The 24,728-nt window shown below is 66.9% G+C and carries 27 protein-coding genes; 14 read left to right on the forward strand and 13 right to left on the reverse strand.

Annotated features, from left to right (window positions below; genetic code table 11):
* Position 1: 1 nt before the first annotated feature.
* The 4 genes from AC5P6A_RS01015 (at position 2) to map (ending at position 2,429) form a co-directional block, all read left to right on the forward strand.
* Positions 2-886 carry an arginase family protein gene (locus AC5P6A_RS01015; protein WP_155029168.1) on the forward strand — a complete coding sequence of 295 codons (885 nt, stop codon included), beginning with the start codon at positions 2-4 and terminating at the stop codon, positions 884-886.
* 110 nt (positions 887-996) lie between these two features.
* Positions 997-1,356, forward strand: coding sequence for a bleomycin resistance protein (locus AC5P6A_RS01020; protein ID WP_111098996.1), 360 nt, complete (start codon positions 997-999; stop codon positions 1,354-1,356).
* 67 nt (positions 1,357-1,423) lie between these two features.
* Positions 1,424-1,636: a ParD-like family protein gene (locus tag AC5P6A_RS01025; protein ID WP_005415768.1), complete on the forward strand. Its 213-nt coding sequence runs from the start codon at positions 1,424-1,426 to the stop codon at positions 1,634-1,636.
* 10 nt (positions 1,637-1,646) lie between these two features.
* Positions 1,647-2,429 carry a type I methionyl aminopeptidase gene (gene map / locus AC5P6A_RS01030; RefSeq protein WP_346714799.1) on the forward strand — a complete coding sequence of 261 codons (783 nt, stop codon included), beginning with the start codon at positions 1,647-1,649 and terminating at the stop codon, positions 2,427-2,429.
* Here map and AC5P6A_RS01035 read toward each other — a convergent pair.
* A complete protein-coding gene (locus tag AC5P6A_RS01035) occupies positions 2,426-3,040 on the reverse strand; it encodes a LysE/ArgO family amino acid transporter (RefSeq protein WP_171952301.1) in 615 nt (204 codons plus the stop codon). The two genes, map and AC5P6A_RS01035, sit on opposite strands and share 4 nt — an antisense overlap.
* Before the next feature lie 105 nt (positions 3,041-3,145).
* Here AC5P6A_RS01035 and AC5P6A_RS01040 point away from each other — a divergent pair, with 105 nt between their 5' ends.
* The 5 genes from AC5P6A_RS01040 to AC5P6A_RS01060 all read left to right on the forward strand — a co-directional run bounded on the left by AC5P6A_RS01040 (position 3,146) and on the right by AC5P6A_RS01060 (position 8,826).
* Complete coding sequence (locus tag AC5P6A_RS01040) at positions 3,146-4,039, forward strand: ArgP/LysG family DNA-binding transcriptional regulator (RefSeq protein WP_171952302.1); 894 nt, start codon at positions 3,146-3,148, stop codon at positions 4,037-4,039.
* 78 nt (positions 4,040-4,117) lie between these two features.
* A complete protein-coding gene (locus AC5P6A_RS01045; RefSeq protein WP_180876044.1) occupies positions 4,118-5,524 on the forward strand; it encodes a TolC family protein in 1,407 nt (468 codons plus the stop codon).
* Complete coding sequence (locus tag AC5P6A_RS01050) at positions 5,517-6,530, forward strand: HlyD family secretion protein (RefSeq protein ID WP_072166865.1); 1,014 nt, start codon at positions 5,517-5,519, stop codon at positions 6,528-6,530. Before AC5P6A_RS01045 ends, AC5P6A_RS01050 begins: the two co-directional genes overlap by 8 nt.
* Positions 6,515-7,702 carry an ABC transporter permease gene (locus tag AC5P6A_RS01055; protein ID WP_227844158.1) on the forward strand — a complete coding sequence of 396 codons (1,188 nt, stop codon included), beginning with the start codon at positions 6,515-6,517 and terminating at the stop codon, positions 7,700-7,702. The genes AC5P6A_RS01050 and AC5P6A_RS01055 overlap by 16 nt, the downstream gene beginning before the upstream one ends.
* Positions 7,699-8,826 (forward strand): ABC transporter permease, encoded by a 1,128-nt coding sequence (locus tag AC5P6A_RS01060; protein ID WP_227844157.1) that lies wholly within the window; start codon positions 7,699-7,701, stop codon positions 8,824-8,826. Before AC5P6A_RS01055 ends, AC5P6A_RS01060 begins: the two co-directional genes overlap by 4 nt.
* 128 nt (positions 8,827-8,954) lie before the next feature.
* On the opposite strand, the gene AC5P6A_RS01065 is transcribed toward AC5P6A_RS01060, so the two are convergent.
* Together AC5P6A_RS01065 and AC5P6A_RS01070 are read right to left on the reverse strand one after the other, a co-directional pair.
* Positions 8,955-9,323, reverse strand: coding sequence for a glycine zipper 2TM domain-containing protein (locus AC5P6A_RS01065; RefSeq protein WP_005415760.1), 369 nt, complete (start codon positions 9,321-9,323; stop codon positions 8,955-8,957).
* 166 nt (positions 9,324-9,489) lie between these two features.
* Complete coding sequence (locus AC5P6A_RS01070; RefSeq protein ID WP_346714671.1) at positions 9,490-11,712, reverse strand: methyl-accepting chemotaxis protein; 2,223 nt, start codon at positions 11,710-11,712, stop codon at positions 9,490-9,492.
* A gap of 627 nt (positions 11,713-12,339) precedes the next feature.
* On the opposite strand from AC5P6A_RS01070, the gene AC5P6A_RS01075 reads away from it, so the two are divergent.
* From AC5P6A_RS01075 to AC5P6A_RS01090, 4 genes are all read left to right on the forward strand, one after another.
* A complete protein-coding gene (locus tag AC5P6A_RS01075; protein ID WP_180876055.1) occupies positions 12,340-12,732 on the forward strand; it encodes a barstar family protein in 393 nt (130 codons plus the stop codon).
* A gap of 134 nt (positions 12,733-12,866) precedes the next feature.
* Positions 12,867-15,458 carry a DNA mismatch repair protein MutS gene (gene mutS, locus AC5P6A_RS01080; RefSeq protein WP_346714670.1) on the forward strand — a complete coding sequence of 864 codons (2,592 nt, stop codon included), beginning with the start codon at positions 12,867-12,869 and terminating at the stop codon, positions 15,456-15,458.
* Positions 15,459-15,649: 191 nt separating this feature from the next.
* Positions 15,650-17,293: a catalase gene (locus tag AC5P6A_RS01085; protein WP_429001259.1), complete on the forward strand. Its 1,644-nt coding sequence runs from the start codon at positions 15,650-15,652 to the stop codon at positions 17,291-17,293.
* A 108-nt stretch (positions 17,294-17,401) separates the two neighbouring features.
* Positions 17,402-18,004: a DUF937 domain-containing protein gene (locus AC5P6A_RS01090; protein WP_346714669.1), complete on the forward strand. Its 603-nt coding sequence runs from the start codon at positions 17,402-17,404 to the stop codon at positions 18,002-18,004.
* Positions 18,005-18,039: 35 nt separating this feature from the next.
* Here AC5P6A_RS01090 and AC5P6A_RS01095 read toward each other — a convergent pair whose 3' ends face one another.
* Both AC5P6A_RS01095 and AC5P6A_RS01100 read right to left on the reverse strand, forming a co-directional pair.
* Positions 18,040-18,447, reverse strand: coding sequence for an RNA-binding S4 domain-containing protein (locus AC5P6A_RS01095; protein ID WP_021202477.1), 408 nt, complete (start codon positions 18,445-18,447; stop codon positions 18,040-18,042).
* Positions 18,448-18,456: 9 nt separating this feature from the next.
* Positions 18,457-18,696 (reverse strand): hypothetical protein, encoded by a 240-nt coding sequence (locus AC5P6A_RS01100; RefSeq protein ID WP_021202476.1) that lies wholly within the window; start codon positions 18,694-18,696, stop codon positions 18,457-18,459.
* A 62-nt stretch (positions 18,697-18,758) separates the two neighbouring features.
* Between AC5P6A_RS01100 and AC5P6A_RS01105 the strand changes: the two genes are divergently transcribed.
* Positions 18,759-20,231 (forward strand): MATE family efflux transporter, encoded by a 1,473-nt coding sequence (locus AC5P6A_RS01105; RefSeq protein WP_346714668.1) that lies wholly within the window; start codon positions 18,759-18,761, stop codon positions 20,229-20,231.
* A 68-nt stretch (positions 20,232-20,299) separates the two neighbouring features.
* Here AC5P6A_RS01105 and AC5P6A_RS01110 read toward each other — a convergent pair whose 3' ends face one another.
* The 8 genes from AC5P6A_RS01110 to AC5P6A_RS01145 form a co-directional block, all read right to left on the reverse strand.
* Entirely contained in the window at positions 20,300-20,707 is a 408-nt protein-coding gene (locus AC5P6A_RS01110; protein ID WP_049482739.1) for a DUF1801 domain-containing protein, read from the reverse strand.
* A gap of 37 nt (positions 20,708-20,744) precedes the next feature.
* Positions 20,745-21,179, reverse strand: a complete 435-nt coding sequence (locus AC5P6A_RS01115) for a DUF1801 domain-containing protein (RefSeq protein WP_180876062.1) — start codon at positions 21,177-21,179, stop codon at positions 20,745-20,747.
* Between the two features lie 78 nt (positions 21,180-21,257).
* Complete coding sequence (locus AC5P6A_RS01120) at positions 21,258-21,638, reverse strand: DUF6404 family protein (RefSeq protein ID WP_346714667.1); 381 nt, start codon at positions 21,636-21,638, stop codon at positions 21,258-21,260.
* An 82-nt stretch (positions 21,639-21,720) separates the two neighbouring features.
* Positions 21,721-22,122, reverse strand: a complete 402-nt coding sequence (rplS, locus tag AC5P6A_RS01125; RefSeq protein WP_005408597.1) for a 50S ribosomal protein L19 — start codon at positions 22,120-22,122, stop codon at positions 21,721-21,723.
* 154 nt (positions 22,123-22,276) lie between these two features.
* Complete coding sequence (trmD, locus tag AC5P6A_RS01130) at positions 22,277-23,035, reverse strand: tRNA (guanosine(37)-N1)-methyltransferase TrmD (RefSeq protein ID WP_180876067.1); 759 nt, start codon at positions 23,033-23,035, stop codon at positions 22,277-22,279.
* An 8-nt stretch (positions 23,036-23,043) separates the two neighbouring features.
* Entirely contained in the window at positions 23,044-23,556 is a 513-nt protein-coding gene (rimM, locus tag AC5P6A_RS01135; protein ID WP_019659264.1) for a ribosome maturation factor RimM, read from the reverse strand.
* Positions 23,557-23,600: 44 nt separating this feature from the next.
* Entirely contained in the window at positions 23,601-23,861 is a 261-nt protein-coding gene (gene rpsP / locus AC5P6A_RS01140) for a 30S ribosomal protein S16 (RefSeq protein WP_005415733.1), read from the reverse strand.
* Between the two features lie 188 nt (positions 23,862-24,049).
* On the reverse strand, positions 24,050-24,481 hold the full coding sequence (locus AC5P6A_RS01145; protein WP_495222229.1) for a suppressor of fused domain protein: 432 nt from the start codon (positions 24,479-24,481) through the stop codon (positions 24,050-24,052).
* Between the last annotated feature and the right edge of the window lie 247 nt (positions 24,482-24,728).

Below are 24,728 nucleotides of genomic sequence, written 5' to 3' on the forward strand. Positions count from 1 at the left end.
GATGCCGGTGCGTTCGCCGCTGATCCTGGACCTGGACGGTGGCGTGCTGCCGCTGCCCCGGGCGCAGATCCTGGCCCTGCCGCAGTGGCACGACCCGCTGCGCTTCGCCTGCAGCAATGCCACCCTGGACCGTTTCGCCGCCGAAGTGCTGGCACCGCTGCCCGCGCAGCTCGGCACGGTCATGCTCGGCAGTGGTGACTTCCACCATCTCAGCCTGCCGCTGCTGCGCCGCATGCATGGGCAGGCGCCATTCCAGCTGGTCGTGCTGGACAACCATCCGGACAACATGCGGTTCCCGCTCGGCATGCACTGCGGCTCGTGGGTGAACGCCGCCAGCAAGCTGCCGCAGATCTCGCACATCCATGTGCTCGGCATCACTTCCAGCGATATCGGCCTCGGTCATGCCTGGGAGAACCACTGGCGACCGCTGATGGGTGGACGCCTGACGTACTGGTGCATGGACGTGGACGTGGGCTGGGGCCACCGCCTCGGCATGGGCCGTGCGTTCCGACGCTTCGAGCACCCGGAAGCACTGGTCGCCGCGTTCGCCGCCGAGCAGGCCGCATCCCCACAGCCGACCTACCTGTCGATCGACAAGGATGTGTTCGCCGAGGACGTTGCCCGCAGCAACTGGGACCAGGGCCGCTTCCAGCTGGAACACGCGCTGGTGGTGATCGAAGCACTGCGCGCCGGTGGCCTGGTCGGCAGTGACATCACCGGCGAAGTGTCGCTGGCCAACTACCAGAGCCGCTTCAAGCGCTGGCTATCGTCGCTGGATGGCCAGCCCGACATCCGTGTCGATGACCTGCCCGCGTGGCAGGCGCGGCACCAACAGGTGAACCGCGAGCTGCTGGCGGCTATGGCTTCGGTGCCAACCGCCTGCTGACCGCGTCCGGTCGTGCCGGCCGCTGGCCGGCAACCTCGTTGTTCCCGGGCGCATGCGGATGCCGGCCAGCGGCCGGCACTACACTGGACTTCCGCCCCGGAGCCGCCGCGATGCCCCAGACCGTCATCCCGCAACTGCGCATGCACCACGCCGATACCACCCTGCCGTTCTACGTGCAGGGACTGGGTTTCGTAGTCGACTGGGAACACCGCTTCGAACCAGGCTTCCCACTGTTCGCCCAGCTCACCCGCGACGGCCAGACGATCTTCCTCACCGAACACAGCGGCGACTGTGAGGTCGGCGGCGCGGTGTACTTCATCGTCGAGGACGTAGACGCGCTGCACCGCGCCTTCAGCGCCGCGGGTGTCCCCATCGAACAGCCGCCGCATGACACCGAATGGGGCAGCCGCGAGATGCGGCTGCGTGACCCCGACGGCAACCGCCTGCGCTTTGCCACCCACCTGGACTGAACAACGCGGGCTTGAGGCGGATATACGAAACATATACGCTTCGTATATTCCCACTCCAGGACCGCCGATGGGCATCGTCAACATCGATGACACCCTGCACGACCAGTTGCGCCGTGCCTGCACTGTCTCCAGCCGTTCGATCAACGCCCAGGCCAACTTCTGGATCCGGGTCGGCATGCTGTGCGAGATGAACCCCACGCTGAGCTTCCAGGACATCGTCGCCAGCGAACTGCGGGCTGCCGGCGTGCAGCCGCCGCTGCTGGCACCGGGACAGGTCTGAGCAGATGGCGATCATCAAGCGCCCCGACGAGATCGCGCTGATGGCCGAATCCGGGCGCCTGCTGGCCCAGGTGTTCGCCGCACTCGACCAGCTGCCGCTGCAGGGCCGCAGCACGATGGAGATCAACGATTTCGTCGAACGCATGATCGTCGACGAGCTGCAGGCGCGGCCGGCCAGCAAGGGCCAGTACGGCTTCCCGTACGTGCTCAATACCTCGATCGACAACGTGATCTGCCACGGCGTGCCCAGCACCACCGACGTGCTGCGTAACGGCCAGATCGTCAACCTCGACATCACCTTGGAGAAGAACGGCTACATCGCCGACTCCAGCACCACCTACCTGGTGGGCGAGGTCGACTACGCCGCGCGCAGGCTGGTGCAGACCGCCTACCAGGCGATGTGGAAAGGCATCGCTGCGGTGCGCCCCGGTGCACGCCTGGGCGACATCGGCCACGCCATCGCCCGCTACGCGCGCAGCCACGGCTACAGCGTGGTGAAGGAATACTGCGGCCATGGCATCGGCCAGGAAATGCACGAGGAACCGCAGATCCTGCACTACGGCCATCCCAACACCGGCCTGGTGCTGGAAGAAGGCATGGTGTTCACCATCGAGCCGATGCTCAACCAGGGCAGGCCGGCCATCCGCCAGCAGCCGGACCAATGGCCGGTCTACACCCGCGACGGCAAGCTGTCTGCCCAGTTCGAGCACACCGTGGCGGTTACCCGCAGCGGCGTGCGCGTATTGACCCTGCGCCCCGGCGAAACGCCATTGTGCGCGGTGGATGCGGCCTAGAGCGGACGCAGCAGAAGCAGCGTTGCCAGGCAGAACATGAAGATCGCGACGCCCCCATCCAGCACCCGCCAGGCGTCCGGCCTGCGGAACACCGGCTGCAACAGGCGCGCGCCATAGCCCAGCGTGCAGAACCAGGCCACGCTGGCGGCGCACGCACCGGCGGCGAAGGCCCAGCGCAGGTCACCGGGGTAGCGCGTGGACAGGCTGCCCAGCAGCACCACGGTATCCAGATAGACGTGCGGGTTGAGCAGGGTGAAGGCCAGGCAGGTCAGCAGCACTTGCCGTCCGCTGCCGCCCTGCGCCTCGGCGGCGGCCAGCACACTGCCACCGCGCCATGCGCGCAGCCCCGCCTGCAGGCCATACCAGAGCAGGAAGGCCGCGCCACCGAAGCGCAGCACCTGCAGCAGCAGCGGCCACTGCAGCACCAGCACGCCCATGCCGCCCACGCCCGCCAGGATCAACGCGATGTCCGCGCCGGCGCAGGCCAGCACCACCTTCCCCACATGGCGCTGCTGCAGGCCCTGGCGCAGGACGAAGGCGTTCTGCGCACCGATGGCGATGATCAGGCCGGCACCTGCGAACAGGCCGGCGGCGGTAGCGGCGATCCACATCAGGACAAGCCAGGCAGCGAAGGGATGCGCAGGGTGCGGCCAACGGCCGGTTAAGACAATCTGGTTTTTCTTTATCCTGTGCAGGAAAACTGAAGAGGCGACGGCATGGACCTGGTACATCCGCAGCTGGCCGCATTCGCTGCGGTGCTGGAAGAAGGCAGCTTCGAGGCCGCGGCACGCCGCCTGTCGATCAGCCCGTCGGCACTGTCGCAACGGATCAAGGCCCTGGAGGACAGGCTCGGGCAGGTGTTGCTGGTTCGCCAGGCACCGTGCCGCCCCACCGCCGCGGGTGAAGCGCTGCTGCGCCGGGTACGGCCGATGCAGGCACTGGAAGCCGAGGCGCTGGCCGAGCTGCTGCCCGAGCGTGGCAACGACGCTGCGCGTACGCCCATCCCCCTGGCGGTCAACGACGACTCGCTTGACACCTGGTTCGTGCCGGCCATCGCCGACCTGCACCAGCGCCATGGCTACCTGTTCGACCTGCGCATGGACGACCAGGACCACACCCTGCAACTGCTGCGCGATGGCAGCGTGCTCGGCGCGGTCACCGCCGAAAGCCAGCCGGTGAAGGGCTGCAACGTGTACCCGCTCGGCGCCATGCGGTACCAAGCGATTGCTTCGCCCAGCTTCGCCCGCCAGTACTTCAGCGACGGCATGCAGGCTGCGGCACTGGCGCGCGCACCGATGCTGGTGTTCAACCGCAAAGATGAACTGCAATGGCGCTTCGTGCGGCGCCTGACCCGCGCGCGCCTGCAGCCGCCGCTACACTACCTGCCCTCCTCCACCGGTTTCGTCGAAGCCGCCGCGTGCGGACTCGGCTGGGGCATGGCCCCGGAAACCCTGGTCGCGCCCGCCGTGTGCGCTGGCCGCGTGGTGGTCCTGGAACCCCGCCGCTGGCTCGATGTGCCGCTGTACTGGCAGCATGCCGCCGTGCGCTCAAGCACGCTGCAGCACATCACCCAGGCGCTGCGCACTGCGGCCAGCGGCACCCTTCGTTGAGGACGAAACGATGATCGCAGACCCGGGCTTCACGCGGCGCGCACTACCGTTTGCGCACTTCTTTACCACTGGGACGGCATGGGCGTGATCGGCCGACGTACGAGGATGCACCGCGCGAAGGCCGCACTGGCGCTGGTGCTGGCGACCTGCCTGCCAACCGCTGCGTCCGCGCAGAACAGCAACGACGCCCCCGCATTGGACTGGGAACAGGCACGGCAACGCCTGGAGCAGGTCTCCGATGCGCTGGCGGCCGCTGATGCAGCGGTACGCAACAAGCAGGACCTGCAGGACGCCACGCGCCTGCTGCGCCTGCCGGAGATCACCGGCGAAGTGCGCCGCCTGCAGTTCCAGAAGACCCTGACCCTGCCACTGGGTTCGCTGGCGCCGGTGGCTGAAGCCTTCGGTATCGATTCGCCACTGTCGTTCACCGAGCGCGACTGGCGTACACGCCCGGTAGTGACCGCGGTGCTGCCGCTGTACACCGGCGGCGTGATCCCGGCCGCGCAACGTGCGGCCAGCGCCGCCCATGAGCAGGCCAACGCCGAGCGCGAGGCACAGCGCCAATCATTGACCGTGCAGCTGGCCCAGGCCTACTTCGGCCAGCGCCTGGCCGAGCAGGCGGTGGACGTGCGCCGCGACGTGCGCGACGGCCTCAACCGCCACCTGTCCGATGCCGAAAAGCTCGAACGCGAGGGCTTCGCCACCCGCGCGCAGCGCCTGCAGGCCACCGTGGCCCGCGACAAGGCCGAGCGCGAGTATCAGAAGACGGTGAATGACCTGGCCACGCTGAAGGCCGCGCTGTCCACGCTGCTGCGCAGTGGTGGCGAGGTGCAGCCGGTGTCGCCGCTGTTCGTGCAGCGCGTGCCGCTGGAACCGGTGACCAGCTTCGAGCGCACGGCGCAGGCGCGCCAGCCGCAGATCGCGCGCTTGCGCGCGATGGTGGCGCAGGCCGAACAGGGCGTGCGCGTGCAGCAGGCCAAGCTGAAGCCGCAGATCTTCGCCTTCGGCCAATACGACTTCCGTCGCCGCGACGAGATGCTGACCGACCCGGACTGGGCGTTCGGCATCGGGCTGAAGTACACCTTCCTGTCACCGAACTCGCGGCCGGCGCAGATCAGCGCCGCGCGTGCACAACAGGACCAGGCCGAAGCCGGCCTGCGCGAGGCCGAGAACCAGGTCGCACTGGGTGTGCGCAAGGCCTGGAACGAACTGGAAACCGCGCGCCAGCAGTTCGTGCTGCTCGACAGCAGCATCGCCCAGGCACAGGAAAACCTGCGCCTGCAGGAGCTGGCATTCCGCGAAGGCCAGGCCACCTCGCTGGATGTGATCGATGCGCGGCTCGGCCTGGGCGGCGCCCGTGTCGAGCGCGCACAGGCCGCCTACCAATACGACATTGCGCTGGCACAGTTGCTGGAGATCAGTGGACAGATGGACCGTTTCGAAGAATTCCGGCGGCGTGCGGACGAGGTGATCGACCATGAGTGATGTGCTGCACGACGATGCGACGACGCCCCCCGGCAAGCGACGGCTGGGACCGATCCTGCTGGTGGTCCTGCTGGTCGCGGTGGTGCTCGGCCTGTGGCTGGCCTGGCGCAGCCCGGCCGACCAGATCCAGGGCATGGCCGATGCGGACACGATCAACGTGGCCGCCAAGATCACCGCGCGCGTGGCCGAGCTGAAGGTGCGCGAGGGCGATCGCGTGCAGCCCGGGCAGGTGCTGTTCCTGCTCGACAGTCCCGAAGTGGCCGCCAAGGAACAGCAGGCGCACGGCGCATTGGCCGCTGCGCAGGCGGTGGCCGACAAGGCCGATGAAGGCGCGCGCAGCGAAGACATCCGTGCCGCCGAAGCGAACTGGAAGCGGGCCGAAGCCGGCGCGACACTGGCCGAAGCCACCTACCGGCGCGTGCAGAACCTGTTCAACGAAGGGGTGATGACCCGGCAGAAGCGCGATGAAGCGCATGCCCAGGCCACCAGTTCGCGCGAACTGGCCCGCGCCGCCCGCGCGCAGTACGACATGGCATTGGCCGGCGCCCGCGAGCAGGACAAGCGCGCCGCGCAGGGCCAGGTACAGCAGGCGCAGGGCGCGGTGGCCGAGGTCAACGCCGCGCGAGCAGAAGTGGAAGGACGTGCGCCGGTGGCGGGCGAGATCAACAAGCGCATGGCCGATCCGGGCGAGCTGGTGCCGGCCGGCTATCCGGTGTTCACCCTGGTCGACATCGACCGCATGTGGGTGGCGATGAACCTGCGCGAATCGCAGATGCAGGGCCTGAAGGTCGGCAGCAAACTGCAGGGCAGCGTGCCGGCGCTGGGCCTGGATGGTGAGTTCGAGGTCTACTTCATCAATCCGGCCGGCGACTACGCAACCTGGCGTACCACCCGCCAGTCGTCCGGCTATGACGTCCGCAGCTTCGAGGTGCGGGTGCGCCCGGTACGCCGCATCGAGGGCTTCCGCCCCGGCATGAGCGTGCTGTTCGCATGGCCCCAGCACTGAGCCCGGACCGCAACGGCTTCGCCGCTTCGTGGCGGCGCGAGCTGCAGTCGCTGCGCAGCAACCGTGCCGACCTGCTGCTGGTCACCCTGCTGCCCCTGCTGATGCTGGTGGTGATGGCGTGGATGTTCACCCCTTCGGTGATGCGCGACATCCCGATCGCTGTGGTCGACCTTGACCACAGCAGTGACAGCCGCCTGCTGATGCGCATGCTCGACGCAAGTCCCGGCGTACGCGTCGCCAGCCAGCCAGCGGACCTGGAGGACGCACGCTCGCAGTTGCGCCGCCTGGACGTGTTCGCCATCGTGCTGGTACCGCGCGATGTCACCCGCCAGGCGTTGCGTGGACGCCAGGGCACGGTGTTCGCCTATTACAACGCCACCTACATGACCACCGGCCAGTCCGCGGCGCGCGATATCGGCGACGCGGTTTCCGCATGGAACGCACGCCTGCTGCGCGAGCGCATCGGCCTGCAGGTCGGCCCGGGCAAGCTGCGCGCGGCGCCGATCGCGGTGCAGTCGGACATCCTCTACAACCCGGCGCGCAGCTACGAATTGTTCCTGCTGCCACTGATCTTCCCGGCGGTGCTGTCACTGGTACTGGCACTTGCGGTGGCCGGCAGCCTCGGCCGCGAGATCCGAGATGGCACCCTGCCCGCCTGGTTGGCTCGCACGCCGTGGTCGGCGATCGCCGGCAAGGTCGCGCCGTACCTCCTGCTGTTCTCGCTGTATGGCGCGCTCGGCATCGGCTACCTGGCCTCGCTGCGCGGCGATGGTGTGGCCGGCAGCGTGCTCCTGCTGCTGCTCGCACAGCCACTGTTCTACCTGGCCACGGCCGCCTACGCGTTGTTTTTCGTCGGCGTCACCCGCGACATGGGTACCGCGCTGTCCGCGGTGGGTCTGAGCATCGGCACCGCACTGGCGTTTTCCAGTGCCACCTTCCCGGTGCTGGACGGGCCGTTGTTTACCCGCGTCTGGCACCAGCTGCTGCCATTGAGCGCCTACATCAAGCTGCAGACCCAGCAGCAGTTCATCGGCTCGCCGCTGCAGGTTTCGGCATGGCCGCTGGCTACGCTGCTGTTGATGACGGTGGTGGCCGGTGGCATCGGCGGCCTGCGCCTGATCGCCTTTGCACGCACGCCTGCCGCCGCACAATCCGCAGGGGCTGACGCATGAGCATGCTCTGGCGCAGCCTGCGGCAGACCCTGATGGCGGTGCTGTGCGACCGCTACGCGATCGTGGTGATGGTCGGTGCGGTGATCCTGTATTCGTTCTTCTATCCAGCCGCCTACCGGCACCAGGTGGCCGGCAACCTGCCGGTGCTGGTGGTGGACGAAGACCATAGCGCGACCAGCCGCGAGCTGCTGCGCAAGCTCGACGCACTGCGCGTTGCGCGCGTGGTCGGGCAACCGGCGGACGTCGACAGCGCACGCGAGCAGCTCGAAGCCGGCCACGCCGAAGGCATCGTCGTGATCCCGGCCAACCTGGAGCGCGACATCCTGCGCGGCCATCCGGCCAAGCTGGTATTGCTTGGCAACGGCGCCTACCTGGGCCGTGCCAGCTGGGTGCTGGGCAGCGTGGCCGATGCACTGGGCGCATTCGGGCGCGACGCCGTGGTCGGCCAGGCCGCCTTCATGGGCGCGCCACAGGCACCGCCGGTCACCCTGGTACAGCGCCCGCTGTACAACACCCAGGAAGGCTATGGCAGCGCCATCGTGCCCGGCGTGGCCGAGCTGATCGTGCATCAGACGCTGCTCATGGGCATCGGCGTCCTGCTCGGCGGCCGCCGCCTCGCACTCGGTCGGCGCCTGCGCTTCGACCTGCCGACCCTGGCCGGCATGGCGATGGGCTTCGGCCTGATCGGCCTGTTCGGCCTGTTCTGGTACGCCGGTTTCACTGCCTGGGTGCAGGACTATCCGCGCGGCGGCAACCCGCTGGGCCAGCTGCTGGGCGGCACCTTGTTCATCGCCGCGACGGTGGCCTTCGGCCTGTTCGTCGGCAGCTTCTTCCGCACCCGCGAGCGCGCCTTCCAATACATCATCGCCACCTCGATCCCGCTGTTTTTCCTGGCCAACCTGTCGTGGCCGGCGGTGATGACGCCGCAACCGCTGGTCTGGCTGGCACAGCTGCTGCCGACCACCTCGGGCATCAACCTGATGGTGCGCCTGAACCAGATGGACGCCCGCCTGGCCGACATCAGCCACGAACTGATCACCCTCACCGTCCTGCTGCTGCTCTACGGCAGCCTCGCCACCTGGCGCCTCCTCGCAAAAAAGGGGACGGAGGGGATTAAGTCGTAAGCGGCTGGTTTGGGAGATTGCGACTTAATTCCCTCCGTCCCCTTTTCCTGCAACGAAGAACGCCGGCGCTGGGCCGGCGTTCAAGTACTGCGATGTGGAAGGGGAAAACTGGGGCTGTCGGCGATCGATCAGCGATAGACGCGTTCGCAGCGGCGCTCGACCACGCGGTCGCCATTCTTCTGCTGGCTGTTGCCCTGGATCTGGCGACCGGCCGCACCACCGGCCACAGCACCGGCCACGGTAGCGAGCTTCTTGCCATTGCCGCCGCCCACCTGGTTACCCAGCAGGCCGCCGATCACCGCGCCGGTGGCCGTACCGGCGATGCGGTTCGGATCGCGCGAGTTGCGCTGCACTTCCACGTTCTTGCAGACCACGCGGCTGCCGTCGTTGAACTTGCGTCCCTCATCGCGCGGCCCATACGTCTGCGCGCCGGCCACCGACGAAGCCGCCAGCAGGGTGCCCAGCACAAGCAATCGGGTCGAGGTCTTCATGGCCATCTCCTGAGTTCCGGTATGGCGCAAGTGTCCTCCCGCGGTTGGCAACCCAAGGTGAAATGCGCGTGTCCGCCACCTCATTGGCCATCGCGCGTTCAGGAAGAAAATCCGCGCCCATCACGATCAGCCATCGTGATGGGCGCCGTCTCCCTACCGGCGTGCTGCCTTGCTAGAACTCTTCCCAGCCACCGGCGTTCGCCGCCAGTGTCGGTTCGATGCGGGGTGAAAGCGCAGCGGGCCGGCGTACCGGGGTGACCGTCGCAGCTACCGCTGCCAATGCGGGGCGTACCACCGCCGCTGCCGTCGCCGCCCCCGTGCGGAACACCGAAACCGCCTCAGCCAGCAGGTTGGCCTGCTCTTCCATCGAGCGTGCCGCTGCACTGGCCTCTTCCACCAGCGCCGCATTCTGCTGCGTGGTCTCATCCATCTGCACCACAGCCTGGTTCACCTGCTCGATGCCCGAGCTCTGCTCCTGCGATGCGGCGGAGATATCAGCCATGATGTCGGTCACGCGCTGCACCGACGCCACGATCTCGCCCATCGTGGTGCCTGCCTGGCGGACCAGCGCCGATCCATCGGCGACCTTGCCGACCGAATCCTCGATCAGGCTCTTGATCTCCTTGGCCGCACCGGCCGAGCGCTGTGCCAGCGTGCGCACCTCACTGGCCACCACCGCAAAGCCCCTGCCCTGCTCGCCTGCACGCGCGGCTTCCACCGCCGCGTTCAAGGCCAGGATGTTAGTCTGGAAGGCGATGCCGTCGATGACACTGATGATCTCGGCGATCTTCTTCGACGAGGCTTCGATGGCCGACATCGTGGTGACCACCTGTCCGACCACCTCGCCGCCCTGCGACGCGACACCGTGCGCGCCAATCGCGAGTTGATTGGCCTGGCGTGCGTGCTCGGCATTCTGCTTCACGGTGGAGGTCAGTTCCTCCATCGACGCCGCAGTCTCTTCCAGGTTCGCCGCCTGTTGCTCGGTGCGCCGCGACAGGTCGGTGTTGCCCGCGGCGATCTCGCCTGCCGCCAGGTTGATGCTGGACGCGCTGGCCTGGATGCGGCCGACGATCTGCGTGAGCTGGTCGACGGTGGCGTTGCAGTCATCGCGCATCCGGGCGAACACCCCGTGGAAGTCCCCCTGCATGCGCACGGTCAGGTCACCGCGCGAGATGGACTGCAACAGGCTCGATACCTGCACCAGGTTCTCGTCGGTGGTCTGCATCAGCCGGTTGAGCCCGGCCACCATGTCGTGGAAATCGTGAGCGAAGCGTTGCTCGTCACCGCGCAGGCTGAAGTCCCCCGCCGCTGCTGCCGTCGCCAGCCGGCGGATCTCGCCGTTGATCGCCGAAAGGCTGGTCTTGGTCTCGTCCATCGCCTGGGTGATCGCGGCCTTCTCGCCCGGCAGAGGATCCATGTCTACCGACAGATCGCCCCTGGCGTAGTGCTTCATTACTTCGATCAACCGGTTCTGCACCTGCACATGCGAGCCGACGAGCGCATTGGTCTCGTGCACCATGCGCCCGTAGTCACCGGGGAAGGCGCTCTCATCCATGCGATAGCTGAGGCTGCCCGCATCGTGCTGGCGAGCCAGTTCCCCCTGCGCCGCCATCACAGACTGCAATTGCGCCTGCATGCGCTGCATCGACCTGAGCAGCTGCGTCACCTCATCGTTGCCGGAGGCGTCGATGCTGCTGTCCAGCCGCCCGTTGGCGATGCCATCGGCGAGCTTCACGGCTCCCTCCAGCGGCCGGGTCAGGCTGCGGGTGATGGCCCATGCGGCCAGCGAGCCGAGTATCAGGCTCAGCACGCCGAACACGATCGACAAGGTGCCGGTCCACGCCTCGGTCGCGCGGTAGTCCTCGCGGCTGCGCGCCGTCAGCACCTCCTGGTGCCGCAGCAGGGTGGAGATCGCCTCGTTCCAGGCCGTCGCCAGGCCCTGCTCGGCAAGCAGCTCCTTGGCTGCACCGTCGAAATCGCCGGCCTTCATGCGCTCATGCAGTTGCCGGGTGGACGCGTCTGTGGCCTTGCGTGCCGCGTCGATCCGCGCGACCAGCGTATCGCCGGTGGCATCACGCGGAATCTTGATGTACTTGGCCCATATGGCGTCGTAAGCCTGCGACAGCTCCTGCGCCTTCCGATAATCCCTGTCGAAATCCTCACCGCGCTTGATCACCATCAGCCGGCGCTGCATCAGCACCGCATTATTGGTATCCAGCATCTCGTTCAACAACCGCATTTTCACCATGTTGACGTCCACCACTTTCTCGAACTGGGTGGACTTCAGGTGATTTCCGTACAACGCCAGGCCGACGATGGCGACGATGAACAGCAGCAGCAAACCAAACCCGGCGCCCAGCCGGGATCCCACTCGGAGGTTGCGTAAGGCGAGCATCTCAATTCCCTTGATCAATGGCCGTACGGTCGATGGCGGCGCAGGCAGGGGAAACTTTATGGGCCGATATTATTGTATCGATCCAGATATCCTGAAATGTGCGGGCTGTTGTGAAAACCGCGCACCGGCAAATTCCTGCAGCCGCGCATTGCAAACGTGCATCGGACCACCCAATATTCGACCTGAATGCGGGTTATTCATTTTGCGAGCCGGTGACGGCGCATGGAGAACGAGTAGCCAGCATTAACTTGGGCTGCGAAGAAGCCACCAGAGGCATGTGCCACGCTTCCTTCCGCCTCTGGCCTGGGAAAGAACGTTCGATACTTTCTCGAGAGAGCCTCATGAACTCGCGCTCAGTATCGGTGTTTCTCCGGAGTAGTCCCTGGCATCCATGACCGATGCAGAAGATGCATGGCGGCGTGGCGTCCGCCCACTGCAGAGCAAGCCACCACGTAGCCAGTGCAATGATTCGCATCGTCGCTGGCCCTCTACGCATCCTTCGACGTCCGTCGTGACCTGTGGCAAAGGCGCACCGCGATGCCATATGGCATTCAGCCCGGAGCGACCGCGCAAAGCTCTCTCGTGCTGGGCCATCAACAACAGCGCGGACCACGCTACAGTCGGCGCATGACCCTCGTCCTGCAGATTGAAGGCGCCGCCATTGATGACATCGCCAGCCTTTACACGGAGATCAACCGCGTGTTCATGGCCGGCGAGGCATGGCAGCTCGGGCCGAGCCTGGACGCACTGGACGACCTGCTGCATGGCGGCTATGGCGCGTTGGCCGGGCAGGCGCAGGCCACGCTGATCTGGCGCGATATCGCCCACAGCCGTGCGGCCCTGGGCGTGGAGGCGACCTGCCAGTGGCTGCAGGCCAAGCTGGACGCACCAGGCAGCTTCAACGCGCGGGCGATCGCCCGCCGGCTGCAGGCGGTGCGACAGGGCGAGGGCCCGACCTACTTCGAGATCGTCATGCAGATCTTCGACAGCCATCGGCAGATCACCCTGGTCCCGGCCTGAACCCTTTTTCGTGCCGCACCGGCCTGCCACCAGTGGCGGCAGCCCTGCGCCCCAGCAGTTACCATGGACGGCCCTGTACCGGCTCCGCTGCCGCCGCCCTCCGGTGCGGCCGGACGCCCCGATTCACGAGTCCCATGTCCAAAGACAAGTCCGCCGAACATACCCCGTTGATGAAGCAGTTCTTCGCAGCCAAGTCCGAGTATCCGGACCTGCTGCTGTTCTTCCGCATGGGCGATTTCTACGAGCTGTTCTACGACGACGCGCGCAAGGCCGCGCGCCTGCTCGACATCACCCTGACCCAGCGTGGCAGTTCCGGTGGCGCACCGATCCCGATGGCCGGCGTGCCGGTGCACGCGTACGAAGGCTACCTGGCACGGCTGGTGGCGCTGGGCGAGTCGGTGGCGATCTGCGAGCAGATCGGCGATCCCGCGCTGACCAAGGGCCTGGTCGAGCGCAAGGTGGTGCGTATCGTCACCCCCGGCACGGTCACCGACGAGGCGCTGCTGGATGAGCGCCGCGACACCCTGCTGATGGCCCTGTCGCGCAGCAAGCAGGGCTATGGCCTGGCCTGGGCCGACCTGGCCGGCGGCCGCTTCCTGGTCAACGAAGTGGAAACCGACGACGCTCTGGAAGCCGAACTGGCCCGTCTGGAACCGGCCGAGCTGCTGGTGCCGGACGAGGAGAACTGGCCGGAGTTCCTGCGCCAGCGCACCGGGGTGCGCCGCCGCGCACCGTGGCTGTTCGACGCCGACAGCGGCCGCCGCCAGCTGCTGGCGTTTTTCAAGCTGCATGACCTGAGCGGCTTCGGCATCGATGACAAGCCGCGCGCGACCGCAGCCGCGGGCGCCCTGCTCGGCTATGTCGAGGAGACCCAGAAGCAGCGCCTGCCGCACCTGACCTCGATCGCGATGGAAACCGCCGGCGAGGCGATCGCGATGAACGCCGCCACCCGCCGCCACCTGGAGCTGGATACGCGCGTGGACGGGGATACCCGCAACACCCTGCTGGGCGTGCTCGACAGTACGGTCACGCCGATGGGCGGGCGCCTGCTGCGCCGCTGGCTGCATCGTCCGCTGCGCCTGCGCGAGGTGCTGGTGCAGCGCCACCATGCGGTGGAAACCCTGATCGATCGCGGCGCGGACGCCGACATCCGCGAGCAGTTCCGCCGCCTGGGCGACCTGGAACGCATCCTCACCCGCGTTGCGCTGCGCTCGGCGCGCCCGCGCGACTTCTCCACGCTGCGCGACGGCCTGGGGCTGCTGCCGGCCGTGCGCGAGGTGCTGGCACCGCTGGACTCACCGCGCCTGCAGGCCCTGCATGCCGCACTTGGTGAACACGATGCGTGCGCGCGGCTGCTGGCCAGTGCCATCGCCGAAATGCCGCCGCTGAAACTGAGCGACGGCGGCGTGCTGGCTGACGGCTTCGATGAGGAGCTGGACGAGCTGCGCCGCCTGTCCACCCACGCCGACCAGTTCCTGGTGGACCTGGAACAGCGCGAACGCGAAAGCAGCGGCATTCCCACCCTGAAGGTGGGCTACAACCGCGTGCACGGCTACTACATCGAGATCAGCAAGGGCCAGTCCGACCGCGCGCCGGTGCACTACACCCGCCGCCAGACACTGACCAATGCCGAGCGCTACATCACCGAAGAGCTGAAGGCGTTCGAAGACAAGGTGCTGTCCGCGCGCGACCGTTCGCTGTCTCGCGAGAAGTACCTGTACGAGCAGCTGCTGGATACCCTCGGCGAACAGCTGGAACCGTTGAAGCAGTGCGCCGCTGCGCTGAGCGAACTGGACGTGCTGGCCGCCTTCGCCGAGCGCGCGCAGGCACTGGACTGGTCGCGGCCGGAACTGGAAACGGCACCGTGCCTGAAGATCGAGCGTGGCCGCCACCCGGTGGTCGAAGCGGTGCGCGAGCAGCCGTTCGAACCGAACGACCTGGACCTGCATCCGGACCGTCGCATGCTGGTCATCACCGGCCCGAACATGGGCGGTAAATCGACCTACATGCGGCAGAACGCGCTGATCGTGCTGCTGGCCCACATCGGCAGCTTCGTGCCGGCCAGCCGTGCGGTGATCGGCCCGATCGACCGCATCCTGACCCGCATCGGCGCCGGTGACGACCTCGCCCGCGGACAGTCGACCTTCATGGTCGAGATGGCCGAGACCAGCTACATCCTGCATCACGCCACCGCCCATTCGCTGGTGCTGATGGACGAGATCGGCCGCGGCACGTCCACCTACGACGGCCTGGCGCTGGCCGATGCGGTGGCCCGTCACCTGGCCTACCAGAACCGCTGCTACACGCTGTTCGCCACCCACTATTTCGAGCTGACCGCGCTGGCCGACGAACAGTACGAAGGCGGCCGCAGCGGCATCGCCAACGTGCACCTGGATGCGGTCGAGCACGGCGAGGCGCTGGTGTTCATGCACGCGGTCAAGGATGGCCCGGCCAACCGCAGTTTCGGCCTGCAGGTGGCCGCACTGGCCGGCCTGCCGCGCGCCACCGTGGCCCAGGCACGGCGTCGCCTGGCCGAACTGGAGCAGCGCGGCGGGGAGAGCCATGCCGCCGAACTGGCGCCGCAGGCGCTGGATGCCCCGCAGCAGTTCGGGCTGTTCGCCGCGCCATCGAACAAGGCACAGGAAGCGCTGGCGGCCATCGACCCCGATGAGCTGACCCCGAAGCAGGCACTGGAAGCGTTGTACCGCCTGAAGGCGCTGCTCTAGGACTGCCGCGCCCGGCCCCGGCTCCCGCCACGGCGCGGGCGGCCGTCCGAAAGGCTCTGCAAATCCTACTTCACGTTTCAATTGACAGAAACTATCGGCCTGAACGGATCATTCGATTATTCATTTCATCTGGCCCTAGCTAAAGTCGAGTGAAGATGTTCCACCCCCGTCTTCACCCGCAGGAGCCAGCCATGAGGCAGTCCGATAACACCAGTCCCAAGTGCCCGTATCACACCGCTCCGTCGCCGGCAGAAGGCGCCCAGCAGCAGCGTGAACTGAGCACCACGCCGAAGCAGAAGCACGGCGACGATCCGGTCACGCCGATGACCACGTCCTTCGGCGCACCGGTGGTGGACAACCAGAACAGCAGGACCGCTGGCCCGCGCGGCCCGCTGCTGATGGAAGACGTGTGGCTGCTGGAAAAGCTGGCCAACCTCAACCGCGAGATCATTCCCGAGCGCCGCATGCACGCCAAGGGCTCGGGCGCGTTCGGTACCTTCACCGTCACCCACGACATCACCCGGTACACGCGCGCCAAGCTGTTCGAGAAGGTGGGCAAGCAGACCGAGATGTTCGCGCGCTTCACCACGGTGGCCGGCGAGCGTGGTGCCGCCGACGCCGAGCGTGACATCCGCGGCTTCGCACTGAAGTTCTACACCGAAGAAGGCAACTGGGACCTGGTCGGCAACAACACGCCGGTGTTCTTCCTGCGCGACCCGCGCAAGTTCGCCGACCTCAACAAGGCCGTGAAGCGCGACCCGCATACCAACCTGCGCAGCGCGCGCAACAACTGGGATTTCTGGACGCTGCTGCCCGAGGCCTTGCTGCAGGTGACCGTGGTGATGAGCGACCGCGGCATCCCGCGCAGCTTCCGCCACATGCACGGTTTCGGCTCGCATACCTACAGCTTCACCAACGCCGACAGCGAACGCTTCTGGGTCAAGTTCCACTTCGTCAGCCAGCAGGGCATCGAATCGCTGACCGACGCACAGGCGCAGATCCTGGTCGGCCATGACCGCGAAAGCCACGGCCGCGACCTGTTCGCCGCGATCGAGAAGGGCGACTTCCCGAAGTGGAAGCTGTTCATCCAGGTCATGCCGGAGCTGGAAGCGGAAACCTACCGCATCCATCCGTTCGACCTGACCAAGGTGTGGCCGAAGAGCGATTACCCGCTGATCGAAGTGGGCCAGTTCGAACTGAACCGCAACCCGGTCAACTGGTACCAGGACGTGGAGCAGTCGGCGTTCGCGCCGAGCAACCTGGTGCCGGGCATCGGCCCGTCGCCGGACAAGATGCTGCAGGCACGCCTGTTCGCCTATTCCGATGCGCAGCGCTACCGGCTGGGCGTGAACCACCACCAGATTCCGGTGAACGCCGCGCGCTGTCCGGTGCACAGCAACCACCGCGACGGTGCGATGCGCGTGGACGGCAACTACGGCGGCCTGCCGCACTACGAGCCCAACAGCTACGGCCAGTGGCAGGAGCAGCCGCAGTATCGCGAACCGCCGATGAAGATCCGGGGCGACGCCGACTTCTGGAACTTCCGTGAGGACGACGCCGACTACTTCAGCCAGCCCGGTGCGCTGTTCCGCAGCTACAACCAGGCACAGAAGGACCGCCTGTTCGCCAACACCGCCCGCGCCCTGGGCGATGCGCCGGACTTCATCAAGCAGCGCCACATCGACAACTGCAGCAAGGCCGACCCGGCCTACGGTGCCGGCGTCGCTGCGGCGCTGAAGGCGCTGGCCAGCCAGCCGTCGGATCCGTTCAAGCCGGCGCAGCCGGAAGCGGACTTCCCCACTGCCACCCCGGGCGCCGAAGACATCGAGCTCTGATCGCCCTGCCCCGTGTACGGCACGCCGCCTCCGTGTGGGGCGGCGTCGCCGTTTTAACGGTCCGCGTCGTACCTTCTGCACGCCCAACCCCAATCAAGGATTCCGCAGATGAGCCTGACCGATGAACTTCTCGCCAAACTGCAGGGCGCCCCGCTGCAGCAGGTGTCGCAGCAGATCGGCATCAGCGACACCCAGGCCTCCGGTGCGATCAGTGCCGCACTGCCGGTGCTGATGGGCGCGCTGGGCAACAACGCCTCGCAGCCGCAGGGCGCGCAGGCGCTGCTCGGCGCACTGCAGAACAACCACAGTGGGCTGGACCTGGGCAGTGTGCTCGGTTCAGTGCTGGGCGGCGGTGGCGGTGGTGCCGCCAGCGACGGCGCCGGCATCCTCGGCCACATCTTCGGCGGCAGCCAGCAGAAGGTGGAAACCGGCCTGGCCCAGGCCACCCAGCTCGACAGCGGCCGCACCAGCCAGCTGCTGCAGATCCTGGCACCGATCGTGATGGCCTTCCTCGCCCAGCGCCTCGGCAGCGGACAAGCCGATGCAGGCGCGCTCAGCCAGGCCCTCGGCCAGGAAAAACAGCAGGTGCAGCAGCAGGGTGGCATCGCCGGCGGCCTGCTCGGCAGCGTGCTGGACCAGGACGGTGACGGCCAGCTCGGTGTCGGCGACCTGCTGAAGATCGGCGGCAGCCTGCTGGGCGACAAACGCTGAGGCTTGTGTGCGCCGGGCAATGACCCGGCGCACGCCTACAACGCGTCGATATCACCCAGCGCGCGGATCAACCGGCGTGCGCGCTTGTCCGGCTTGTGCTCCGGCGGCTGGAAACCATCGCGTGCGGCGATGCGCAGCGCACGCTGTTCGGCACGGCGCGCCTTGGAGGCCTCGCTCTCGGCATACAGCTGCTGCGCCGCCGGCGCCGGCCCGCGCTGGTCGCTCAGGCCCAGCACCTGGATCTCGAAATGCTCCTCACCACGGTTGACCTGCAAGTGCTCGCCGACGCGCACCGCGCGTGAGGATTTCGGGCGCTGCCCGGCCACGCTCACCTTGCCGGTTTCGATCGCCTGCTTGGCCAGGCTGCGGGTCTTGAAGAAACGGGCCGCCCACAGCCAGATGTCCAGGCGGACACTGGGCGACAGCGGGGAAAGCTCGGTCATCGGCAGGGACTACTCCGTTCGCTTGTTCAGGGGACGCGGGTTGTCGGGGTCGGTGCGGCAGCCGCTGCCGCCGATCAACGTGGGTACGCCAGCAGACAGATCCTGGCGCTGGCTGCCGACCAGGCACTCGGGGCGGTCGGTCGGCCGCACCTGGGTATCGCCCAGCCGGTCACCCGTCGAACATGCGGCCAGGGCGGCGCCGATCAAGGCCAGCGCCACGCTCCGCTTCACCTGCAGTCGTTGATGCATTGCCACATCCCGCAAACCGGCTTGGTGCTAGTGTGCGCCTCCCGGGATTCGATCACCACTCCATGGCCAAAGCGCCGCTTGACCTGACCTCCGGCCCGATCGGGCGCAATCTCCTGTTGTTTTCGCTGCCGATCCTGGCCGGCAACATCGCGCAGTCGCTGAACGGGTCGGTGAACGCGGTCTGGGTCGGGCGATTCCTCGGCGAGGCGGCGTTGACCGCCACCGCGAACGCCAACAACATCATGTTTTTCCTGATCGGCTCGGTGTTCGGCTTCGGCATGGCCTCGACCATCCTGATCGGACAGGCGATCGGCGCGCGCGACATCGCGCAGGCGCGGCGCGTGGTCGGCACCAGTGCCACCTTCTTCATCGGCCTGTCGGTGATCATCGCCATCGCCGGCTGGTTCATGGCCCACCCGCTGCTGGCGGCGATGGGCACGCCGGCCGCCTCGCTGCCGTTGGCCGAGGCCTACCTGCAGATCATCTTCCTGGCGATGCCGACGCTGTACGCGTTCGCCTTCCTTACCGCGGCGCTGCGCGGCGCCGGTGATTCGCGTACGCCGTTCCGTTTCCTGTTGGTGTCGGTGGCCTTGGACATCGTGCTGAACCCGGTGCTGATCTTCGGCATGGGGCCGCTCCCCGCGCTCGGCATCGCCGGCTCGGCGTGGGCCACGCTGATCGCGCAGACGCTGTCGCTGGCCGGCCTGCTGTTGTACATGCGGCACAAGCGCCACACCCTGTGGCTGGGCCGCGCCGACATGCGCCTGTTCAGGCTCGACCTGACCATCCTCAAGGCGCTGGTGATCAAGGGCGTACCGATGGGCCTGCAGATGGTGCTGATCTCGCTGTCGGTGATCCTGCTGATGACCATGGTCAACCAGTACGGCATCGACACCGCCGCGGGCTACGGCGCGTCCCTGCAGCTGTGGAACTACCTGCAGATGCCGGCGATGGCGATCGGCGCGGCGTGCTCTTCGATGGCGGCGCAGAACGTCGGTGCGCAGCGCTGGGACCGCGTACGCGGCACCGCACGCCAGGGCGTGCTGTTCAATTTCCTGCTGACCGGCGCGCTGATCCTGCCGCTGGTGGTGTTCGATCGCCAGCTGCTGGCGCTGTTCCTGCCACCGGCCAGCCAGGCACTGGACATCGCGCGCCACCTCAACCACGTAGTGATCGGCTCGTTCCTGTTCTTCGGCGTCAGCTTCGTGATCTCCGGCGTAGTGCGCTCCACCGGCGCGGTGATTCCGCCGCTGCTGATCCTGGCCGGCTCGCTGTGGGGCGTGCGCGTGCCGTTTGCCGAACTGCTGCAACCGTACTGGGGCGCCGACGCGATCTGGTGGAGCTTCCCGGTCAGCTCGTTCGTGTCTATGCTGCTGTCGCTGGCGTATTACCGCTGGGGCGGCTGGCGCAAGGCGAAGATGATCGGCAAGCCTTCGCGCGCTGAGGAACTGGCCACGCCGTCGGAGATTCCGGCCTGTCCGCCGTCGCCGGTGGCCGACCCGGATGCCGCGCTGGAGTCAGCCCCGCCACGGTGAGGTGGGTGCGGACCGTTGGTCCGCACAGGCCTGTCAGCCGAGCATGGGCTCGGCTCTACAAAAGACGGTCAGCGCTTCTTCTTCGCCGCATTGAACGCCGCCGCCGCGCGCAGCAGTGCCTTCAACGCCGCGGAATCGGGCATCGCACCTTCATGGATGTCGATCGCACGCCGCGTGTTGCCCTCCAGGCTGGCGTTGAACAGGCCCTTCGGGTCCGCCAGCGCGGCACCGTTGGCGAAGGTCAGTTTCACTGCCTGCTTGTAGGTTTCGCCGGTGCACAGGATGCCGTTGTGCTCCCACACCGGTGTACCGCGCCACTTCCAGGCTTCCTGCACGTCCGGCAGCGCTTCATGGATCAATGCACGCACGCGTGCCAGCGTTTCGCCGCGCCAGTCCCCCAGCGCGGCGATGCGTGCATCGATCAGTTCGGCCGCCGGTGTTCCGGCATCGTCAGGGTTGGGAGCATGCGTGGCCATCAGGGACTCTCGTCGGGAAGGGAACGGAATGCCGGGCTTACATGCGCTCGCCGGGCAGCGCAGCGGCCTGGCGCACCCAGTCCAGGAACTGCGCTTCATCCAACAGGCCGGATTCGTGGATGTGCAGGTAGCGCGTGTCGGCGCTCCTGGAGGGCTCCGGTGGTACCGGCGTCAAGGCAGCGCCGCGGAAAAAGGCCACCTTGATGTAGCGCGTGAAGCAATGGAAGCTGAGAAACCAGCCTGCGCCCGCAGCCACCGCATACATCGGCGAGTTCCACTTCACCGCCTTGTGCACGCCAGGTACGGCCTGCTCGATCAATGCATCCAGTCGCGCGCCGATCGGACGCTTCCAGTCCGGCATGGCATCGATGTATGCCTGCACCGGAGCATTACCCTCACCCTTGGCGATCTGCGGGTTGCCACCGGACAGCAGCGTGGGCGCAGTGGAAGGTGCGGTTCGCTTGGCAGGCATCGCACGATACGTCCATCGGGATGAAGCTGCAGCCTAGCGCGGACCCGCCGGGTGGTCACGGCGCACTGCGCCATCGGCTCAGTCCGCCTGCCCCGCGCGGAACTGCCGCCAGTCCGGCAGTTTGCGGTGGCGGCGCAGCGCGCGCATCAGGGCCGCCATCACCACGCCGAACAGCGCACCGGCCAACAGCCCGGCCACCAGCAGCAAAGCGAGCGGGCGTTCGCTGCCCTGCCACAGCATCAGCCACATCAGCGCGGTCCAGAACAGGCCGAACAGCAGGCCCTGCACCAGCGCATTGATGCCGAAGCCAGCCAGGATCGGCGGCGGCAGTGCGATGCCTGCGCGCCACAGCAGCCGATGCAACAGCGGCGCCGACTGCGCGCGTGCCAGCCCCTTGTCATCAAGAAAGCGCAGCGCCGATTGGATCACGACGGGATAGTGCGGATTGACGTCATTCATCACCCGATCGTGGCCGATGCAATGCCGGAAACGCAAACGGCCACCCGAAGGTGGCCGTCGCGGCAACAACCGAAGTTGTTTATCAGGCCTTTTCGGCCAGACGGGCAGCCTTGGCGGCAGCAGCGGCAGCCAGGTCTTCCTTGATGCGGGCAGCCTTGCCTTCCAGGCCACGCAGGTAGTACAGCTTGCCGGCGCGGACCTTACCACGACGCTTCACTTCGACCGAGTCGATGATGGCGCTGTGGGTCTGGAAAACGCGCTCGACGCCGTAGCCGTGCGAGATCTTGCGCACGGTGAACGAGGAGTTCAGGCCGGCGTTCTTGGTGGCGATGACGACGCCTTCGTAGGCCTGCACGCGCTCGCGGCTGCCTTCCTTCACCTTCACGTTGACGACAACGGTGTCGCCCTGGCTGAACTTCGGCAGTTCACGGGTGATCTGGGCGGATTCGAATTCCGCGACGATGGACTTGTTCAGCTTGCTCATGGGTTACACCGATTCTTGTTCGGGTGGGCGTGTCGTATCGACAACGTGGGCTCATGCAGTCACCGGACTGTGCTGCACGTTTGTTTTGGGTACTGCGCGCGCCAACCGGGGCTGGCGGGAATTGGCCATGATAGCCGATAAAGCCAGCCCTGCGCTAGGGGCTGGCCTTGGGTTTCCGGGCCTGGCGGGCCTGGTCCAGCAGTTTGCGGTCGGCCTTGCCCAGCGCCTGTTCATCCAGCAGGTCCGGGCGTCGCTGGGCAGTCCGGAGCAGCGACTGCTGGCGGCGCCAGGCGGCGATGGCTGCGTGGTTGCCCGAGCGCAGCACCTCCGGCACGTCCCCAAGCGGGTGCTGGGCCGGCTGGCTGTAGTGCGGGCAGTCGAGCAGGCCGAGGTCGCCCTCGAAGCTGTCCTGCGCCGCCGATTCCGCATCGTTCAGGGCACCGTCCTGCAGGCGGGCCACGGCGTCGATGATCACCGCCGCGCCCAGCTCGCCCCCGGACAGCACGTAGTCGCCGAGGGAGATTTCCTCGTCGACATTGGCCTCCAGGAAACGCTCGTCGATGCCCTCGTAGCGGCCACAGAGCAGGACCATGCGCGGCAGCGCCGCCAGCTCCCGCACCTTGGCCTGGGTCAACCGCGCGCCCTGCGGGCTGAGGTAGATCACCGGAGCCGGGGTCGGATCAGCCTCACGGATCGCCTGCAGGCAGGCCTGCAGCGGCTCGATCAGCATCACCATGCCCGGGCCACCGCCGAACGGACGGTCGTCCACCCGGCGATAGTTGCCTTCGGCGTAATCACGGGGGTTCCAGCCATGCAGGCTGAACAGCCCCTTCTCCCGCGCGCGCCCGACCACGCCCAATCCAGCGGACTGGGCGAGGAACTCGGGGAACAGGGTGATGACGTCGAAACGCATGCGTCTGCTCAGAACTCGGGATCCCAGTCGACCACGACCAGATTGGCCTCGAAATCGACCGATTTGACGAAGTCCGGCAGCACGAACGGGATCATCCGCTCGCGGTCACCACGGACCACCACCACATCATTGGCGCCGGTGCTGAACAGGTGCGAGACCTGGCCCAGGGCGACGCCCTCGGTGGTCGTCACGTCCAGGCCTTCCAGGTCCACCCAGTAGTACTCATCGGGCTTCGGTGGCGGCAATGCACTGCGGGCCACGTAGATTTCGGTGCCGCGCATCGCTTCGACCACGTCGCGGTCCTCGACGCCCGGGAAACGGGCGACCAGGTGCTTGCCGCTGTCGCGGCCGCGTACACCTTCAATCGTGGTTTCCACGCCGGACGGGCTGCGCACGATCCACGGCTGGTAACGGAAAATGGCGGAACGTGGCTCGGTCCAGGACTCGAGCTTGATCTCGCCGCGCACACCAAAAGCGCCGACAACCCTGCCCAGCAGGATGCGGCGCTCGATATCTTTCATCTGCTTCAACCAAGAGGGCCACGCCGAAGCGTGGCCCGTCAGGATCAGGCCGCAGCGGCCTGGGACTTGGTCGCTTCCTTGATCAGGTTGCGGACCTTGTCGGTCGGCTGGGCGCCGTTCTTGACCCAATGGTCAACACGGGCCAGGTCCAGTTCGATGCGCTTCTCGGCGCCCTGGGCGACCGGGTTGTAGAACCCAACGCGCTCGATGTTGCGGCCGTCGCGCGCGCTGCGCACGTCGGTAACGATGATGTGGTAGAACGGACGCTTCTTGGCGCCGCCGCGGGTCAGTCGGATCTTGACCATGGTGTTTTTCCTATTGCCCAGTCGCCAGGATGGCGAGGTAAGCGGGCGATTATAGCGGCAGAGCCCGGCCTAGCCAACCCCATATGACGCCGCGCCCTCACGGTAGCGCCGGGCCATGCCCGGCGGCTCTTGTTCAGCAATGTGATCGACTTCTGACTTACCCCGCCGACGTCCCCATGGCGATAACGTCAACGTGCTCCAGCGACAGGCGCCCGGTGCATGTCCAGCACATCTACCTCGTGCCGCTGCAGCAGGTCGTCAAATGCATCGCCGCCAATCCGCTCGACAAGTTGCCGCTCGGATTCGTGGATGGCGATGCACTGCAGCCAGTTGATCGCCACCGGCGGGAACTGCAGTCCCGGGAACCTGGCGTCATTCCAGAAAAAGGGCGGCACCAGATAGACGTGTGGCATCCGTGTCGATGGGAAGTAGTCCCGCAGGATGTCGGGAATCACGCTACCAGGCTGCACCGCCGCACGATCACGCATGATTGCGAAAGCCGTCGAGGCGACGATGTTGTCCCAATGCAGTGCGTCCTGTTCTGCACACGCGCAGAGCTCGACGCGGGTTTCCAGCTCGTGCCCCTCTGAATGACGTAAAGCAAAATCCGATAGTCCGATAGTCCGATAGTCCGATGGACGAGATGGACTTCAGCCCTGCTTCCGGCGAGTTGGACGTCGTAAGGATATCGACCGAACGCAGGCGATGATCATCGTGAAAGGCCTGGACCTTGGGCCGCCCCTCACCGCCCATGATCTTGATTGCGTGCATCGCTACCGCGCGATGCTGCTCGGTGACCGTACTCATATCGGATTGGAACCCCGGTGCGTTGTTCGCTGCGGCGGCATCCGCCGGGCATGGCCCGGC

The organism is Stenotrophomonas sp. YJH_SMC_20 (assembly GCF_059367845.1).